Below are 17,153 nucleotides of genomic sequence, written 5' to 3' on the forward strand. Positions count from 1 at the left end.
TAGGATGATTGCATGCACGCGCCGCAAGTGAATATTGCCCTGCGAGCCGCCCGCCAGGCGGGCACCCTGATCCGCCGCGCCGCGGAGAACAGCGACCCGCTCAAGGTGGATCGCAAGGGCGCCAACGACTTCGTCACCCAGGTGGACAAAGCCGCCGAGGCACGCATCATCGAGGTGATCCGCAAGGCCTACCCGGACCACGGCATCCTGGCCGAGGAAGGCGGCGAACAGCCCGGCCGTGGTGATGGCGCCGATTACCTGTGGGTGATCGACCCGCTCGACGGCACCACCAACTTCATCCATGGTTTTCCCCAGTACGCGGTGTCCATCGCCCTGAAAATCAAGGGCCGGGTGGAGCACGCGGTGGTCTACGACCCGCTGCGCGAAGAGGAATTCACCGCCAGCCGGGGCCGTGGCGCGGCGCTCAACGGCCGCCGCCTGCGGGTCACCGCCCGTGCCAGCCTGGAAGGCGCCCTGATCGGCACCGGCTTCCCGTTCCGCCCGGATCAGCTGGCCTATCTGGATGCCTATATGGGCATGTTCCGCGCCATCGCCGAGGACGCCGCCGGCCTGCGCCGCCCCGGCGCCGCCGCCCTGGACCTGGCCTGGCTGGCCGCCGGCCGCACCGACGGCTTCTTCGAACTGGGCCTGCAGGAATGGGACATGGCCGCCGGCACCCTGCTGATCACCGAAGCCGGCGGTCTGGTCGGCGACCTGGTCGGTGGCCACAACCACCTGAGCCGCGGCAACCTGGTCGCCGGCACCCCCAAGGTGTTCAAGGGCCTGCTGCAGAAGATCAAGCCCCACCTTACCGACAGCCTCAAGCGCGGCTGAGCCGCGCTCGCCCCCCGACCTGCCTCCTCGTAGGAGCGGCTTTAGCCGCGATAGCGCCGTCCAATCACGGGAAGCTATCGCGGCTAAAGCCGCTCCTACGCCGTTTAGAGACGTAAAAGCCTGCTTCAAGGGATAGGACTCACCGCCAAGCTCTGCTAGCGTTAAACCCATTAAGTTTGCACGAAGATGCTTCTTCAGGAGAGCCCGATGAGTCAGTTTCAACTGAAAGACAAAGACCTGTTCCGCCAGCAGTGCTACATCAATGGCCAGTGGTGTGATGCCGAGGACGGCGCCACCATTGACGTGGACAACCCCTCCACCGGCGACATCATCGGCCAGGTACCGCGCATGCGGGAAGCGGACACCCTGCAGGCCATCGCCGCCGCCGACCGGGCGTTCCCGGCGTGGCGCGACAAGACCGCCGACGAGCGCGCCCAGCTGCTGTACCGCTGGTATGAACTGATGATGGAGCACCAGGACGACCTGGGCGCCATCATGACCCTGGAGCAGGGCAAACCGCTGGCGGAATCCAAGGGCGAGATCGCCTACGCCGCGTCCTTCCTGAAGTGGTTCGCGGAAGAAGCCCGCCGCGTTTACGGCGACACCATCCCCGCCGCCAAGCCGGGCCAGCACATCGTGGTGATCAAGCAGCCGGTGGGCGTCACCGCCGCCATCACCCCGTGGAACTTCCCCGCATCGATGATCACCCGCAAGGCCGGCGCCGCCCTGGCCGCCGGCTGCACCATGGTGGTCAAGCCGGCCAGCGCCACCCCCTACTCGGCCCTGGCCCTGGGCGAGCTGGCCACCCGCGCCGGCATTCCCGCCGGCGTGATCAATGTGATCACCGGGTCCGCCGCCGCCATCTCCTCCACCATCACCAGCTCGCCGGTGGTGCGCAAGGTCAGCTTCACCGGCTCCACCGAGGTGGGCAGCCAGCTGATGTCCCAGTGCGCCGAGCACATTCAGAAGGTGTCGCTGGAACTGGGCGGCAACGCCCCCTTCCTGGTGTTCGATGACGCCGACCTGGACAAGGCGGTGGAAGGCGCCATCGCCTCCAAGTTCCGCAACACCGGCCAGACCTGCGTGTGCGTGAACCGCTTCCTGGTGCAGGACGGCGTGCACGATGCCTTCGTGGAAAAACTCAAGGCCGCCATCGAGAGACTGAAGGTGGGCGACGGTTTCGAGGACGGCGTCACCCAGGCACCGCTGATCAACAAGGGTGCCGTGGACAAGGTGCTGGAGCACATCAAGGATGCCCGCGAAAAAGGCGGCAAGGTGATCCTTGGCGGCGAAGCCCACGAGCGCGGCGGCAACTTCGTGCAGCCCACCCTGATCGTGGACGCCACCCAGGACATGGAGTTCTGCGTGGAGGAAACATTCGGCCCGCTGGCGGCGGTGATCCGCTTCCAGGACGAGCAGGAAGGCATCCGCCTGGCCAACGACACCCCGTTCGGTCTGGCCTCCTACTTCTACAGCGAGAACATCCACCGCGTATGGCGGGTGGCGGAAGCCCTGGAAGCCGGCATGGTGGGCATCAACGAAGGCCTGATCTCCAACGCGGCGGCGCCGTTCGGCGGGGTCAAGGAATCCGGCCTGGGCCGCGAGGGCTCCAAATACGGCATCGAGGAATACTGCGAGGTGAAATACCTCTGCATGGGGTAAGCCAGCTGCAAGCTGCAAGCTGCAAGCTGCAAGCTGCAAGCTGCAAGCTGCAAGCTGCAAGCTGCAAGCTGCAAGCCAGGACAGCGTGACGGCCCACCAAAGCCCGTCAAACCATCCTGGAGGTGTTTCGCTTGTAGCTTGCGGCTTGAAGCTTGTAGCTCCCCTCCCGCCACTGATACGAGGACATCACCATGCCCCTTCAACACCGCATCGCGCTGTTACCCGGCGACGGCATCGGCCCGGAGGTGATGGCGGTGGCCGAGGCGGTGTTGAAGACACTGATCCACGGCCACCGGCTGCCGCTGGAGTACGACGTTCTGCCCTGGCCGGCCACCGACTGGCATCGCCGCCATGGTGAGATGATGCCCGAGGACGCCCTGCAGCGCCTGCGCGCCTATGACGCCCTGCTGCTGGGCGCCCTGGGCGACCCCGGCCCCCTCAACGACCCGGGCCGCTACCGGCTGCCGGACGGCGTCTCCCTGGCGCCGCTGCTGACCCTGCGCAAGGGCCTGAACCTGTGGGCCTGCGAGCGACCGGCCCGCTTCTACCCCGGCACCGTCCAGTACCTGGCCGATCCCCGCGCCCGGGACCTGGACATGCTGGTGATCCGTGAAAACAGCGAAGGCGAGTACGCCGGCCAGGGCGGCCGGCTGCGCGCCGGCACCCGCGACGAAATCGCCACGCAACTGGAAGTGTTCACCTACGCCGCCACCGAGCGGCTGATCCGCCATGCCTTCGAGCGCGCCCGGGCGCGCCGGGACGAACGGCAACAAACACAACGCCCGCGCACCTTCACCCTGCCCGATGGCGACACCCGCCAGGCCCAGGTGTGCCTGATCACCAAGCGCAATGCCCAGGCCTTCTGGGGCGATCTCTACGACCGGGTGTTCGAGGAGGTGGCGGCGGACTACCCGGACATCGCCACCCACCATGAACTGGTGGACGCCGCCGCCATGAAATTCGTGCAGGCCCCCTGGCGCTTCGACGTGGTGGTGGCCAGCAACCTGCACGGCGATATCCTCACCGACCTGGCGGCGGTGCTGGCCGGCGGCCTGGGCGTGGCGCCCTCCGCCAACCTCGATCCTTCCGATCCGGACCAGCCCGCCCTGTTCGAGCCCACCCACGGCTCGGCGCCGGACATCGCCGGCCAGGGCGTGGCGGACCCCCGCGCCACCCTGTTCAGCCTGGCCCTGCTGCTGCACTGGCTGGGTGAAAAAAACGCGATTTTCTATGGCGCGGCGCGTCATTTGCATGAGACGCTGACAGCAGACCTGGCCGGAGAACATCCGGCAAGCGGCACCGATGCGGTCGGTGTGCGGATTCAAGGCGCCCTGGGCGGGAACCTGTAAATCCGGTCTTTACGCAAGGCCGGCCTCCCCGCCCGGGTTCATGACGTGGGAGGAGCAAGCCATGAATCACCTGTCTCCATTGCTGGTGCAATCCAGCGGGATTTGCGCGGAACGCGGCGAAGGAAGCTGGCTCTACGACGGTGAAGGTCGTCGCTGGCTGGACTTCACCTCCGGTATCGGTGTCACCGCCACCGGCCATTGCCACCCCAAGGTGGTGGAAGCGGCGCAACGGCAGGTCGCCACCCTGGTACACGCCCAGTACACCACCGTGACCCACCCCAATATGCTGCGGCTCACCGACCGCCTCTACGAGCACCTGCCGCGCTCGCTGGACGCGGTGGCGTTCGCCAATTCCGGCAGCGAGGCGGTGGAAACCGCCCTGCGGCTGGCCCGCCAGGCCACCGGCCGCCCCAACATCATCGCCTTCACCGGCGGCTTCCACGGCCGCACCCTGGCGGCGGCCTCGATGACCACCTCCACCACCAAGGTGCGCAGCGGCTGGCATCCGCTGATGGCCGGGGTCTGCTTCAGCCCGTTCCCGCACAGCTACCGCTACGGCTGGAGCGAGGAGGAAACCGTCGATTTCTGTCTGCGCGAGCTGGACCACCTGTTCCTGACCCAGACGCTGCCGACGGAAGTGGCCGCCATGATCATCGAACCGGTGCAGGGCGAATACGGCTACTACCCGGCGGGGGCACGGTTCATGCAAGGCCTGCGTGAGCGCTGCGACCGCCACGGCATTCTGCTGATCGCCGATGAAATCCAGGCCGGCTACGGCCGCACCGGCCGCTTCTGGAGCCATCAGCACTTCGACGTGCAGCCGGATCTGCTGGTCACCGCCAAGGGCCTGGCCAGCGGCTACCCGCTGTCGGCGGTGGCCGGCAGCCGCGCCCTGATGGCGGAAGGCTGGCCCGGCTCCCAGGGCGGCACCTACGGCGCCAACGCGGTGGCCTGCGCCGCCGCCCTGGCGACCCTGGATGTGATCGAGCAGGAAGACCTGGTGGCCCGGGCCGCCGAGCATGGCGACCACCTGGCGCAACGGCTGGACGGTCTGAAAACCGAGTACGACTGCGTCGACGAGGTACGCGGCATGGGCCTGATGCGTGGCATGGAAATCGGCCAGGGCCCGCGCCAGCCGGACGGCGAGCGCGCCGCCGCCCTGCTCAAGGCCGCCGAACGCAACGGCCTGCTGCTGCTGCGCTGCGGCACCCACGGCCAGATCGTGCGCTGGCTGCCGCCGCTCACCGTCAGCCGTGAGGAAATCGACCGCGCCGTGGACCTGTTCCGCGACGCCCTGGAGGACACCGCATGAGTGACACCCGGGTGACCGTGCTGCTGGCGCCTGACGAACCGCCGCTGCCGGGCCTCAAGGCCCTGGAAGGCCAGGCCCGGGTGCGCCAGTTGCAGGGCGACGACGGCCTCGCCGAGGCGCTCGCCGACACCGATGTGCTGGTGGTCACCGACTTCCGGGTGGAGGCGCTGGAAGCGGCCTGGCCCGATCCCTGCCCGATCCGCTGGGTGCACGCCACCAGCGCCGGCGTGGACGCGCTGATGATCGCGCCGATCCGCGACGGCGACTTTCCGGTGACCAACGCCGCCGGCATTTTCGACCGGGGCATCGCCGAGTACGTGCTGGGCGCGGTGCTGCTGTTTGCCAAGGACACTCTCACCAACCTTTCCCGGCAGCGCCAGCGCCGCTGGGACCACCGGGAAACCGCCCTGATCCGGGGCGCCCGCGCCCTGGTGGTGGGGGCCGGTTCCATTGGCCGGGAAGTGGCCACGGTGCTGGGCGCCGTGGGCATGGACCTGATCGGCACCGCCCGCCGGCCCCGGGACGACGACCCGGCATTTTCGCGGGTGTACGGCCAGGAGGAGCTGCCGGCGCTGCTCGGTGACGCCGACTACGTGATCGTCACCGCGCCACTGACTCCGGACACCGAAGGGCTGTTCGACCACGACCACTTTCTGCGCATGAAGCCCGGCGCGGTGTTCATCAACGTGGGGCGCGGCGCCATCGTCCGCACCAAGGCGCTGATGGATGCCCTGGACGGCCACCTGGCCGGCGCCGCCCTGGACGTATTCGAACAGGAACCCCTGCCGGCGGACCACCCGCTGTGGGGCTTCGACAATGTGATGCTTTCCGCTCATATGGCCGGCGACTTTATCGGTTGGCGCCGGGCCCTGGGTGAGCAGTTCGTGGACAACTTCAACCGCTGGCGGCTCGGCGAGCCGCTGGCTAACCCGGTGGACACGGCGCGCGGATATGGACGCCGTTGAAGGAGGAGAAAAGCCATGGCCGAAGATATCAGGGCACTCACCGCCACGGCGCTGAAACGCGCCTTCGAAAGCGGCGAACTGTCGCCGGTGGAGGTGGCCGCCGGCCTGCTTGACCATGTGCAGCATAACGATCACAGCATCAATGCCTGGTGCCTGATCGACCGGGAAACCACCCTGGCCGAGGCCGGCGCCGCCGAAGCGCGCTACCGCAAGGGTGAACCCCTGGGCCTGCTGGACGGCATCCCGGTGGCGGTAAAGGACGTGTTCCTCACCCCCATGTGGCCCACCGTCAAGGGCTCGCGCACCATCGACCCGCAAAGCACCTTGAACAAGCGCTCGCCGGCGGTGGCGGCGCTGGAGCGCCACGGCTATGTGCCCCTGGGCAAGACCACCACGCCGGAGTTCGGCTGGAAGGGCATCACCGACAGTCCTATGTGCGGACCCACCAACAACCCCTGGAACCCGGAGAAAACCGCCGGCGGTTCCAGCGGCGGCTCGGCGGCGGCGGTGTCGGCGGGCATGGCGCCGCTGGCCCTGGGCACCGACGCCGGCGGTTCGATCCGCATTCCCGCCGCCTTCTGCGGCATCGTCGGCCACAAGCCCACCTTCGGCGAAGTGCCGCACTGGCCGGCCAGCCCCTTCGGCACCCTGGCCCACGCCGGGCCCATGACCCGCACGGTCGAGGACTGCGCCCTGATGATGCAGGTGCTCACCGAGGCGGACAGCCGTGATTCCCAGGCGGCGCCGCGCCGCCAGGTGGATTATCTGGCCGCCCTGCCCGGTGACCTGAAGGGCCTGCGCATCGCCTACAGCAACAACCTGGGCTATGTGGACGTGGACCCGGAGATCGAGCGGGCCACCGCCGACGCCATGGCGGTGTTCCGCGACCTGGGCGCCACCGTGGTGGAAGTGGACCCGGGCTTCAGCAATCCCCTGGCCGCCTTCGGCCATCTGTTCTATGGCGGCGCCGCCAATGCCTGCCGGGACCTGGGACCACGCAGCCGGGCACAGATGGACCCGGGGCTGGTGCAGGTGGTGGAAAAGGCCGAGAAGCTGTCGATGCTGGATTATCTGGCGGCGGTCAATGAGCGCATGGCGCTGTCGGAGCGGATGGCGGTGTTCCATCAGAAGTACGACCTGCTGCTCACCCCCACCTTGCCGATCACCGCCTTCGACACCAACCGGGAGGTGCCCCGGGACTGGCCCAACACCCGCTGGCCCACCTGGACGCCCTTCACCTACCCGTTCAACCTGACCGGCCAGCCGGCCCTGTCGCTGCCCCTGGGGCTGGCCTCCGACGGCCTGCCCATGGGCCTGCAGATCGTCGGCCGGCGCTTCCAGGACGAGCTGGTGCTCAAGGCCGGCCATCAGTTCGAACAAACCCGGCCGTTTACCGGCCGCCCACCGTTGGCCACCGCCGGCCGGGAGGCGTGACCATGAGCAACATCAATCTGGACACCGACTTCTACGAAACCGAGGACCCGATCTGGAACCCGGCGCTGCTCACCATTCCGGTGCCGGGCATCCGTCGCATGGTCAACCTGGCGGCGACCATGGACGATGTGATCCATCTGTCCATCGGCCAGCCGGACCTGAAGCCGCCGGAACATGTGGTGCAGGCCACGGTGGACGCCCTGCAGGCGGGCCAGACTGGCTACACCATGGACGCCGGCCTGCCGGAACTGCTGGAGGCCCTGGCCGAGTACTACGGGGAGCGCTATAACCGCACCCTGGTGCCGGAAAACATCATGATCACCACCGGCGCCACCGAGGCCATCTATCTGGCGCTCACCGCCACCTCGGCGCCGGGCCGCGAGTTCATCGTGCCGGAGCCGTCGTTCATGCTGTACGCGCCGCTGATCCGCATGAACGGCGGCGTGGTCAAGACCATCCCCACCCGCGCCGAGAACCAGCACCAGCTCGATCCCCAGGAAGTGATCGACGCCATCGGCGCCAATACCTACGCCATCGTGCTGAACTCACCCAGTAACCCCACCGGCACCGTCTATCCCCGGGAAACCGTGGAGGCGATTGTCCAGGAGGCGGCCTACCGGGGGGTCTATGTGATCAGCGACGAGGTCTATGACCATCTGCTCTATGACGGCCGGGAATACCCCAGCGTGCTGTCATGCTGCTCGGACCTGGACCACGTCATGGTGGTCTCCAGCTTTTCCAAGACCTTCAGCATGGCGGGCATGCGCATTGGCTGGCTGATGGCCAGCCAGGGGGCGATCAAGAAACTGCGCCGCTACCATATGTTCACCACCACGGTGGCGAACACGCCCTGCCAATGGGCCGGGGTGGCCGCCCTGCGCGGCGACCGCACCTTTATCGACGATATGCTCACCGAGTATCAGCGTCGCCGGGACCGGCTGGTGGACCTGGTGGAACAGACCCCGCACCTGACCGGCTACCGGCCGGACGGCGCCTTCTACCTGTTCCCGTCGCTGCCCGAAGGGGTCAACGGCGGCAATGTGGCGCTGAAACTGCTGCGAGAAACCGGGGTGTGCACGGTGGCCGGGGAGACCTTCGGCGACAGCTGCGCCAACGCGCTGCGCATCAGCTATTCCACCTCCCTGGATCAGATCGAGGCGGCGTTCGAGCGCATCATTCCGTGGATGGAAAAGCAGGACTGGTAGGAAAGGAAAGGAGACCGCCGTAGGAGCGGCTGGGAGGCATTCCGCTTCAGCCGCGATCGGGTCAGACGGTGATCGCGGCTGAAGCCGCTCCTACGACAGAGTGGGCGGGGCCCGCCCTCAGGGCATCTCGTCGATTTCTTCCTTCTCGGGGATCAGGAAATCTTCCTTGGAAACGCCCAGGGTGAACAGCAGGTTGGCGACCACATAGATGGACGAATAGGTACCCACGAAAATACCCACCAGCAGCGCCTCGGAGAAGGCCCGCATCACCTCGCCGCCGAAGAAGAACAGCGCCACCAGCACCAGCATGGTGGTGAATGAAGTGTTGATGGTACGGGTCAGCGTCTCGTTGATGGCGCCGTTGACGATCACATGGGGATCGGTTTCCCGGGTGTTGCGGAAGTTCTCGCGGATGCGGTCGGCGACCACGATGGAATCGTTCAGCGAGTAACCGATCAGCGCCAGCACCGCCGCCAGCACCGTCAGGTCGAACGGCCAGCGCAGCAGCGAGAACAGCCCCAGCACGATGATCACGTCGTGGAGCAGCGCCGCCACCGTGGCGATACCGAATTTGTTGGTGAAGCGGAACCACACGTACACCAGCATCAGCCCCAGGGCCATCAGCAGCGCCAGGCCGGACTGGTCACGCAGTTCATCACCCACCTGGGGGCCGACGAATTCCACCTGCTTGAGCTGCAGCTCCCCGACCTTGCCTTCCAGGGTCTGGAACACCCGTTGCCCGACCTGATCCGCCTCGATGCCCTCCTGGGGCGGCACGCGGATGCTGAGATCCCGCGACGAGCCGTATTGCTGCACCACCGCGTCCTCGAAACCGGCCTGCTCCAGGGTCTGGCGGGCCTTGGCGATGTCGATGTCGGTGCTGCTTTCCACCACCACGTTGGTGCCGCCGGTGAAATCCAGGCCCAGATTCAGGCCCCGGGTGGCGAGCAGGATGATGGAGCCGATCACCAGGCAGATCGACATGATGCCGAGTACCTTGCGCGCCCCCATGAAGTTGATCATTTTCTTGCTCCCGGACATAACCACCTCAGATGCTCAGTTTGGACGGCGCGCGAGCGCCGCGACCATAGGTCATTTCCACCAGCGCACGGGTGCCGATGATGGCCGTGAACATGGACGAGAGAATGCCGATGAACAGTGTCACGGCGAAGCCCTGCACCGAGCCGGTACCGGCGGAGAACAGGATCACGGCAACGATCATGGTGGTGATGTTGGCGTCCAGAATGGTGGTGAAGGCGCGGTTGTAGCCTTCATCGATGGCCTCACGGGGACGGCGCCCGTTGCGCAGTTCCTCGCGGATGCGTTCGTAGATCAGCACGTTGGCGTCCACCGCCATACCCACCGTCAGCACGATACCGGCGATGCCCGGCAGGGTCAGGGTAGCGCCCGGGATCAGTGACATAACACCGACGATGATCACCAGGTTACCGAGCAGGGCGATATTGGCGAAGATGCCAAAAACCTTGTACCACAGCAGCATGAACACCAGCACCAGGGCCATGCCCAGCACCATGGACTTGAGGCCCGCTTCGATGTTCTCGCGGCCCAGGCTCGGGCCGATGGTGCGTTCCTCGACGATGGTCACCGGCGCCGCCAGCGAACCGGCGCGCAGCAACAGCGCCAGCTCGGAAGCCTCCGCCGGGCTGTCCAGGCCGGTGATGCGGAAGCGGCTGCCCAGGGTATCCTGGATGGTGGCCACGTTGATCACATAGCGGTCGGTGGTGCTTTCCGGCACCTGGCGGCGCTCGCCGTTCTCGTCCTCGACGGTCTTCATGTCCGTCTTGGTTTCGATGAACAGCACCGCCATCGGGTTGCCCACGTTCTTGGAGGTCACCCGCTGCATGCTGCGGGCACCGGTGGAGTCCAGCTCCACGTTGACCTGGGGCGTGCCGCTCTGCTGATCGAAGCCCATCTGCGCGTTGGTGACCTGATCGCCGGTGGCGATCTTGGATTTCTCCAGAATCACCGGCCGGTTGTTCTGATCACGGAACGGGAAAATCTCGGTGCCCGGGGGGGCGATGCCGGTGGCGGCCCGCTGGGCGGAATACTGATCCGCCACCAGACGGAATTCCAGGGTGGCGGTGCGGCCCAGAATACGCCGCGCCTGGGAGGCGTCCTGCACGCCCGGCAACTGCACCACGATGCGGTCGGCGCCCTGGCGCTGCACCACCGCCTCGGCCACGCCCAGCTCGTTGACCCGGTTGTTGAGGGCGGTGCGGTTCTGCTCCACCGCGTAGTCCTGCAGTTCTTCCAGGGTCGAGGCGTTCAGGGTCAGCGTCAGGCGAGGGGTTTCCTCGGCCTGGTTCAGGGTGAACTCCGGCAGCGCCTTGCGCAGCGGCGCCCGGGCCGCGTCGGCGGCCACCTGGTCATCGAAGGTGGCCACCAGCTTGCGGCCGTCGATGGCCACATCGCGGTAGCGGATGCCCTCGTCGCGCAGCGCCATCTTGGCCTGGCCGGACCAGGCTTCCATGCGCTGCCCGATCACCGTTTCCATGTCCACCTGCAGCAGGAAATGCACCCCGCCGCGCAGGTCGAGACCCAGGTTCATGGGCGACGCGCCCACCGCGCGCAACCACTGCGGCGTGGTGGGGGCCAGGTTGAGGGCCACCACATAGTCGTCGCCGAGGCGGTCACTGATCAGTTGCCGTGCCCGCAGCTGGTCGTTGGTGCTGTCCAGCCTTACCAGCCAGGAAGTGTTAACGGTCTCGCCCGGGCCATGTTCCATGCCGGCCTGGTCCAGGGTCTCGGCCACCTGACGGCGTACCGACGCGGGCACTTCCTCACCGGCGGCATTGGCGCTGATCTGGACGGCGGGCACATCCGGAAAGATGTTCGGCAGGGCGTACAGGCCGCACCCCAAAAGCACGGCCAACAACAGAAAAAACTTCCAACGCGGATAGCGGGTCATAAGGCGTTACTTCAAATTGATTTGATGGTGCCCTTGGGCAGCGTGGCCTGGACACTCTGTTTTTGCAGCTTGATTTCCAGATTGTTGGCGATCTCGAGCACCACGAAGTCATCGGTGACCTTGGTGACGCGGCCGAGGATGCCGCCACTGGTCATCACTTCGTCGCCTTTATTCAGGCTCTGCACCAGATTCTTGTGCTCTTTGGCGCGCTTTTGCTGGGGGCGGATCAGGAAGAAGTAGAACACCACCACCATTACCACCAGCATGATCAGCTCAATGCCACCGCCGCCGGGTGCGGCGCCGCCAGCCTGAGCGTGGGCGGGAGAAATCAACCAATTCATTTACGTTACTCCACGTTATCGTCGTTAAAGCGCGGGTACGGGACGGCCCAGGGCCGCGTAGAAGTCACTTATAAAGGCGCTCAATGTACCCGCTTCGATTGCCCCCCGCAATCCAGCCATCAGGCGCTGATAGTAGCGCAGATTGTGGATTGTATTGAGCTGCGCGCCGAGCATCTCGTTGCAGCGATCCAGGTGATGCAGATAGCTGCGCGAGAAGTTCTGGCAGGTATAACAGTCGCAGTCTTGCTCGAGGGGCCCCAGATCGTGACGGTGCCGGGCGTTGCGAATCTTGATCACGCCCTCGGCGGTGAACAGATGACCATTGCGCGCGTTGCGCGTCGGCATCACGCAGTCAAACATGTCCACGCCACGGCGCACCGCCTCGACAATGTCCTCCGGCCGCCCCACCCCCATCAGGTATCGCGGCCGTTCACCGGGCATGTGCGGCGTTAGTTCGCCCAGGGTACGCAGCATTTCTTCCGGCGGTTCACCGACACTGAGCCCGCCGATGGCGTAGCCGTCGAAGCCGATATCGGTGAGTCCGGCCAGCGATTCCCGGCGCAGGTCGTCGTACATGCCCCCCTGTACGATGCCGAAACAGGCCGCATCGTTCCCGAGATCATCGAAATGGGCCCGTTTGGACCGCTCCGCCCAGCGCAGGGACAGCCGCATGGAGTCCGCCGCTTCCTTTTCGGTGGCCGGGAAGGGGGTGCATTCGTCGAAGATCATGCAGATATCGCTGCCCAGATCCCGCTGCACGCGCATGGCGATTTCCGGACCCAGCTCGATGCGGTCACCGTTGATCGGGCTGCGGAACACCACACCCTGTTCGCTGATCTTGCGCAATTCGCCCAGGCTGAACACCTGGAAGCCACCGGAGTCGGTGAGAATCGGCTTGTCCCAGCGCATGAAGCCGTGCAGGCCACCGTGGGCGCCGATCACCTCGGTACCCGGCCGCAGCATCAGGTGGAAGGTGTTGCCCAGGCAGATTTCCGCGCCAATATCGGCCAGATCCCGGGGCAGCATGGCCTTCACCGTGCCGTAGGTGCCCACCGGCATGAACGCCGGCGTTTCCACGGTGCCGCGCGGAAAGGTCAGGCGGCCGCGCCGGGCGCGGCCGTCGTTGCCCAACAGATCGAAGGTCATTCGTGACATCAGGCTTCCTCTTCGCCGTGGCCGGCGCGTTCGATGAACATGGCATCCCCATAGCTGAAGAACCGGTATTGCTCGCGCACCGCCTCCCGGTAGGCCGCCAGCACCGGCTCGCGGCCGGCGAAGGCGCTGATCAGCATCAGCAGCGTGGACCGGGGCAGGTGAAAATTGGTGACCAGGGCGTCCACCTGCCGGAACCGGTAGCCGGGATAGATAAAGATGTCGGTTTCCGCCTCGCCGGCGCGCAGGGCGCCGTCCGCCGAGGCCGCCTCCAGGGCACGCAGGGCGGTGGTGCCCACCGCCACCACCCGGCCACCCCGGGCCCGGGCCGCCGCCACCTGCTCCACCAGCGCTTCGGGAATACGGAAACGCTCGCTGTGCATATGGTGGTCTTCCACCCGGTCCACGCGCACCGGCTGGAAGGTGCCGGCGCCCACGTGCAGGGTGGCGAAGCCGGTGTCCACCCCCTGGCCACGGAGCTGCTCCAGGAAGGGCTGATCGAAATGCAGGCCGGCGGTGGGCGCCGCCACGGCGCCCGGTTCCCGGGCATAAACCGTCTGGTAGCGTTCCAGGTCGGCGGCCTCGTCGGGCCGGTCTATATAAGGTGGCAGCGGCACATGGCCGATTCGCTCCAGGGCATCCAGCACACTGTCGCAGCCGGTGAACAGCAAATGGAACAGCTCGCCGCGCCGGCCCCGAACCTGGGCGGCCACGCCCTGCTCAAAATGCAGCCAGCCGCCGGGCTTCGGCGACTTGGAGGCGCGCACATGGGCCAGCGCCTCGTGGCCTTCCAACAGGCGCTCCACCAGCACTTCCACCCGGCCGCCACTGTCTTTCTGCCCGTGCAGCCGGGCCGGGATCACCCGGGTATCGTTGAACACCAGCAGATCGCCGGGACGCAAATGGGTGGCCAGATCCGGGAACCGGCGGTGGCCCAGACCGTCCCCGGTCAGGGTCAGCAGCCGGGCGTCGCGGCGCTCGGCGGGCGGATGACGCGCGATCAGCGCATCGGGCAGCTCGAAATCGAAGTCGTCTACACGCACGGAACCGTCCTCACCGCTTGCCGCTTTTTCCGCTCTTGCCCTTCGCGCCGCCCTTGGCGGCGGCGCCGGGCCGGGGCAACACCACGGTGGCGGTGAGCGACAGGCGGTCATGCAGGGTCTGGTGCGGGTGCACCAGCACCACCAGATAACCGGCGCCGAGGGTCAGCCAGGACAGCCCGGCGGCGGCGAAACGGGCCACCGTCTGCCAGAAACGCATGGGGCCGCCCCGGTAGTCGCGCACCTGCAGGCGCCAGGCGCGCATGCCCAGGGTCTGGCCGCCGTGCAGCCAGAACCAGGCGTAAAAGGCCCAGGTTTCCAGGATCAGCAGCGGGAACAGCACGCCGCGCAGCACCATCGGGTCGGCGCGGGTGACGCCGTTGATGTCCTGCACCGGCAGGCCGGTATGGTTATAGAGAAGCACGAACAGGCCGGCGCTGACGAACCACAGGGCGATCACCAGGAAGCCGTCGTAAACCAGGGCCATAAAGCGTTTGAGCAAACCGGCGGGTTTGGCGTCTTCAATCATGGGGGCTCCGACGGGCGGACCAGCGTCTGGCGACGAACGGATACGGAATAAAAAGCCCGCGTTTAGCGGGAGCTTCGTTTCATGCTGGGTAGCAGAGCGGGACTTGGCCCAATGCGCGAGTGTAGCAGAAACCGATTCAAAACCGCCAATGATCCGCCACCGGGCGCCTCTTGCCCAGACCCACTTCTGGCGAACTTTCTGTCGTGATCAATCCAAAGACCGCGCCTTGCCGGAGCGGGGTTCACCGAGGCGCCGATGCTCCGGGGCCTGACGTTAGAGCCATAGGGGCGCCGATCAACCGTATTCAGTCCGCACATCGTGCCGGCGCTCCTTTAGCACCGCGTCCCGGATCATGCGCCAGACAAAATCACCTATCTCCTCTAGCGTGTAGCGACCATCGTCGCTAAACCAGGTGGCTACCCAGTTGAGCGCGCCGAGGCCTATAAGCCGCAGCAAATCAAGATCCACTTCCTTTCGAATTACCCCTTTCTCCGCCAGTGACTTGAGCATAGTCGCCCAGAGGGACTCATAACGGTCGCGCAACTTGATCATCTCCTTACGTGCCTCGCCGCGCAGAGAACGCCACTCAAACAACAGTACATAGACCATGTCCGAGCCGCTGACCAGCATCTGAAGGTGCGCATTGATGCCTCTACGCAACTGCTCCACGGGTTCCGCCGCACCGGCCACGGCTTCGGAGACAGCAGTCGAGGTTTGCTCCAAACCAAGGCGCATCAGATCAACAAGAATATCCTCCTTGGCCTGATACCGGTAATGAAGGCTGCCGGGCAGCAAATTACACGCTTTTGCGATTTCTTTCACCGTGGTCCGGTCATAGCCCTGCTCACGAAACAGTCGAGCGGCGGATGTCAATACAAACTGACGATCAGACCGGGCCGGACCGGCCGGGCGCTTTTTTCTCATGGTTTTTCTCCTCCGGCCTCGGGGTACGGCGCGAATCCGAATTGCGAGAGTCCATTGCCTGCGTCAGACCGACGACTTCCCCGTAATGGCTCGTCACGCCGAAGATCCGCGCGGCCCGCTGATTTTCTCACAAGTCATCGGCTAAGCACCACCGGCCTTGGTCAGCTGGCCAGGGAGGAGGTCCGGGCCGTGTACGGTCTGCGTCGCACCGAATGCCGATGCTGCTTCGGTATCATGCCTTATACCAACGATTTCAATTCGGTGCTCGGATCTTTCAATGCTTCAACATCGACGTCCTTGCCTTGATATACAAGCTTCTTCCCGACCATGAAGGCCATGGGCAGATTTACCGCGTCAACGGCCACCAGCCGGCTTCCGCGTAAATAGAATACCACAAACGCTTCATCCGAGGGATCACCGCGAACCACCCGCTGATCGTGGTTTTGAGATAACCCCACCATTTGTAAGCGTACGTTAAACTGGTTCGACCAGAACCACGGCACGCTTGTGTAGGGCACGCGCTCACCCATAAGCGTCGCCGCCGCAGTACGAGCCTGATCGACGGCATTCGCCACGGACTCAAGTCGTTGCATCTTTTCAAATAACAGATTCCGGTGGCGGGTACAGTCGCCGATCGCCAGGACAGCGGGATCCGCGGTACGAGTAAACTCGTCAACGACAATACCGTCATCACAGGGCAAGCCCGCGGCCTCGGCTAGAGCGGTTTCCGGAAGAACACCGATGGAAACAAGCACGATATCGGCCGGCACGATACCGCCGTTCGCCAATCTCACGCCCGTCACACAACCTTGCTCTCCCGCTTCGAAGCCGGTAACCGCGGTGTTCAAACGTACGTCCACGCCGGCGTCAGTATGCTTGGCGTAAAAGAATGCGGACATTTCCGGCCCAGTAACCCGTTGCATAAGCCGATCAGCGGCTTCCAGTACGGTGACATCGACGCCGCTCTTGTTTGCGCTGGCGGCGACCTCGAGACCGATATAGCCGCCACCCACGATGACCAAACGTTTCCCTGCAACTAATTGTTGGCGCAAGTTATCCGCATCGGCTATATCATGCAAATAGTGAATGCCTTTCAAGTCCGCTCCCGGCGCATTCAAACGCCGAACACGCGATCCCGTGGCCAGGACAAGTTGATCGTATTTCAAGGTGCTCTGGTCCGACAACCGGATGATTTTGTTGTTTCGATCGATTTGCACGACTCGCACACCGAGCCGCAACTGATGACCCGCCTTTTCATATATTGAACTTGGCTTCAAATACAGTGAACCCTGATCAACTTCGCCTGTCAGGTAATTCTTGGACAGAGGCGGGCGCTGATAGGGTGGGTGGGGCTCTTCGCCCACCAGAATCACTTTATGCTGATATTTCTTTTGCAACAGTGTTGTCAAAAGCGCTCCCGCCGCGTGCCCGCCGCCAACGATGACCGTCGTTTGTTTCTGATTGTTCGTCATAGCCT

General features: G+C 65.3%; 15 protein-coding genes. 7 read left to right on the forward strand and 8 right to left on the reverse strand.

The genetic code is table 11. From position 1 onward, the window contains the following. The first annotated feature begins 12 nt into the window (after positions 1-12). From suhB to FGS76_RS19090, 7 genes are all read left to right on the forward strand, one after another. Entirely contained in the window at positions 13-834 is an 822-nt protein-coding gene (suhB, locus tag FGS76_RS19060; RefSeq protein WP_138774238.1) for an inositol-1-monophosphatase, read from the forward strand. A gap of 207 nt (positions 835-1,041) precedes the next feature. Further along, positions 1,042-2,496, forward strand: coding sequence for an NAD-dependent succinate-semialdehyde dehydrogenase (locus FGS76_RS19065; protein WP_138774239.1), 1,455 nt, complete (start codon positions 1,042-1,044; stop codon positions 2,494-2,496). 191 nt (positions 2,497-2,687) lie between these two features. Then, positions 2,688-3,845: an isocitrate/isopropylmalate dehydrogenase family protein gene (locus FGS76_RS19070; protein WP_138774240.1), complete on the forward strand. Its 1,158-nt coding sequence runs from the start codon at positions 2,688-2,690 to the stop codon at positions 3,843-3,845. Positions 3,846-3,906: 61 nt separating this feature from the next. Next, the gene (locus tag FGS76_RS19075) at positions 3,907-5,157 is read left to right on the forward strand and encodes an aspartate aminotransferase family protein (RefSeq protein ID WP_138774241.1); all 1,251 of its coding nucleotides are present in this window, start codon (positions 3,907-3,909) and stop codon (positions 5,155-5,157) included. Beyond that, complete coding sequence (locus FGS76_RS19080; protein ID WP_138774242.1) at positions 5,154-6,122, forward strand: D-2-hydroxyacid dehydrogenase; 969 nt, start codon at positions 5,154-5,156, stop codon at positions 6,120-6,122. The genes FGS76_RS19075 and FGS76_RS19080 overlap by 4 nt, the downstream gene beginning before the upstream one ends. Before the next feature lie 15 nt (positions 6,123-6,137). Beyond that, positions 6,138-7,556, forward strand: coding sequence for an amidase (locus FGS76_RS19085; RefSeq protein WP_138774243.1), 1,419 nt, complete (start codon positions 6,138-6,140; stop codon positions 7,554-7,556). A 2-nt stretch (positions 7,557-7,558) separates the two neighbouring features. After that, positions 7,559-8,761: a pyridoxal phosphate-dependent aminotransferase gene (locus FGS76_RS19090; RefSeq protein ID WP_138774244.1), complete on the forward strand. Its 1,203-nt coding sequence runs from the start codon at positions 7,559-7,561 to the stop codon at positions 8,759-8,761. A 117-nt stretch (positions 8,762-8,878) separates the two neighbouring features. Here FGS76_RS19090 and secF read toward each other — a convergent pair whose 3' ends face one another. The 8 genes from secF to FGS76_RS19130 form a co-directional block, all read right to left on the reverse strand. Then, the gene (gene secF / locus FGS76_RS19095) at positions 8,879-9,784 is read right to left on the reverse strand and encodes a protein translocase subunit SecF (RefSeq protein ID WP_240692607.1); all 906 of its coding nucleotides are present in this window, start codon (positions 9,782-9,784) and stop codon (positions 8,879-8,881) included. Between the two features lie 25 nt (positions 9,785-9,809). Further along, positions 9,810-11,690, reverse strand: a complete 1,881-nt coding sequence (gene secD, locus FGS76_RS19100; protein WP_138774246.1) for a protein translocase subunit SecD — start codon at positions 11,688-11,690, stop codon at positions 9,810-9,812. 11 nt (positions 11,691-11,701) lie between these two features. After that, positions 11,702-12,031 carry a preprotein translocase subunit YajC gene (gene yajC / locus FGS76_RS19105; RefSeq protein ID WP_138774247.1) on the reverse strand — a complete coding sequence of 110 codons (330 nt, stop codon included), beginning with the start codon at positions 12,029-12,031 and terminating at the stop codon, positions 11,702-11,704. A gap of 24 nt (positions 12,032-12,055) precedes the next feature. Continuing rightward, positions 12,056-13,177 (reverse strand): tRNA guanosine(34) transglycosylase Tgt, encoded by a 1,122-nt coding sequence (tgt, locus tag FGS76_RS19110; protein WP_138774291.1) that lies wholly within the window; start codon positions 13,175-13,177, stop codon positions 12,056-12,058. Positions 13,178-13,185: 8 nt separating this feature from the next. Then, positions 13,186-14,226, reverse strand: a complete 1,041-nt coding sequence (queA, locus tag FGS76_RS19115; protein WP_138774248.1) for a tRNA preQ1(34) S-adenosylmethionine ribosyltransferase-isomerase QueA — start codon at positions 14,224-14,226, stop codon at positions 13,186-13,188. Between the two features lie 10 nt (positions 14,227-14,236). Next, positions 14,237-14,752, reverse strand: coding sequence for an RDD family protein (locus FGS76_RS19120; RefSeq protein ID WP_138774249.1), 516 nt, complete (start codon positions 14,750-14,752; stop codon positions 14,237-14,239). 294 nt (positions 14,753-15,046) lie between these two features. After that, entirely contained in the window at positions 15,047-15,676 is a 630-nt protein-coding gene (locus FGS76_RS19125) for a TetR/AcrR family transcriptional regulator (protein ID WP_138774250.1), read from the reverse strand. 239 nt (positions 15,677-15,915) lie between these two features. Beyond that, a complete protein-coding gene (locus tag FGS76_RS19130) occupies positions 15,916-17,148 on the reverse strand; it encodes an NAD(P)/FAD-dependent oxidoreductase (protein ID WP_138774251.1) in 1,233 nt (410 codons plus the stop codon). Positions 17,149-17,153 lie beyond the last annotated feature (5 nt).

Origin of the sequence: Alloalcanivorax gelatiniphagus (assembly GCF_005938655.1) — a bacterium.
Taxonomy (GTDB): Bacteria; Pseudomonadota; Gammaproteobacteria; order Pseudomonadales; family Alcanivoracaceae; genus Alloalcanivorax; species Alloalcanivorax gelatiniphagus.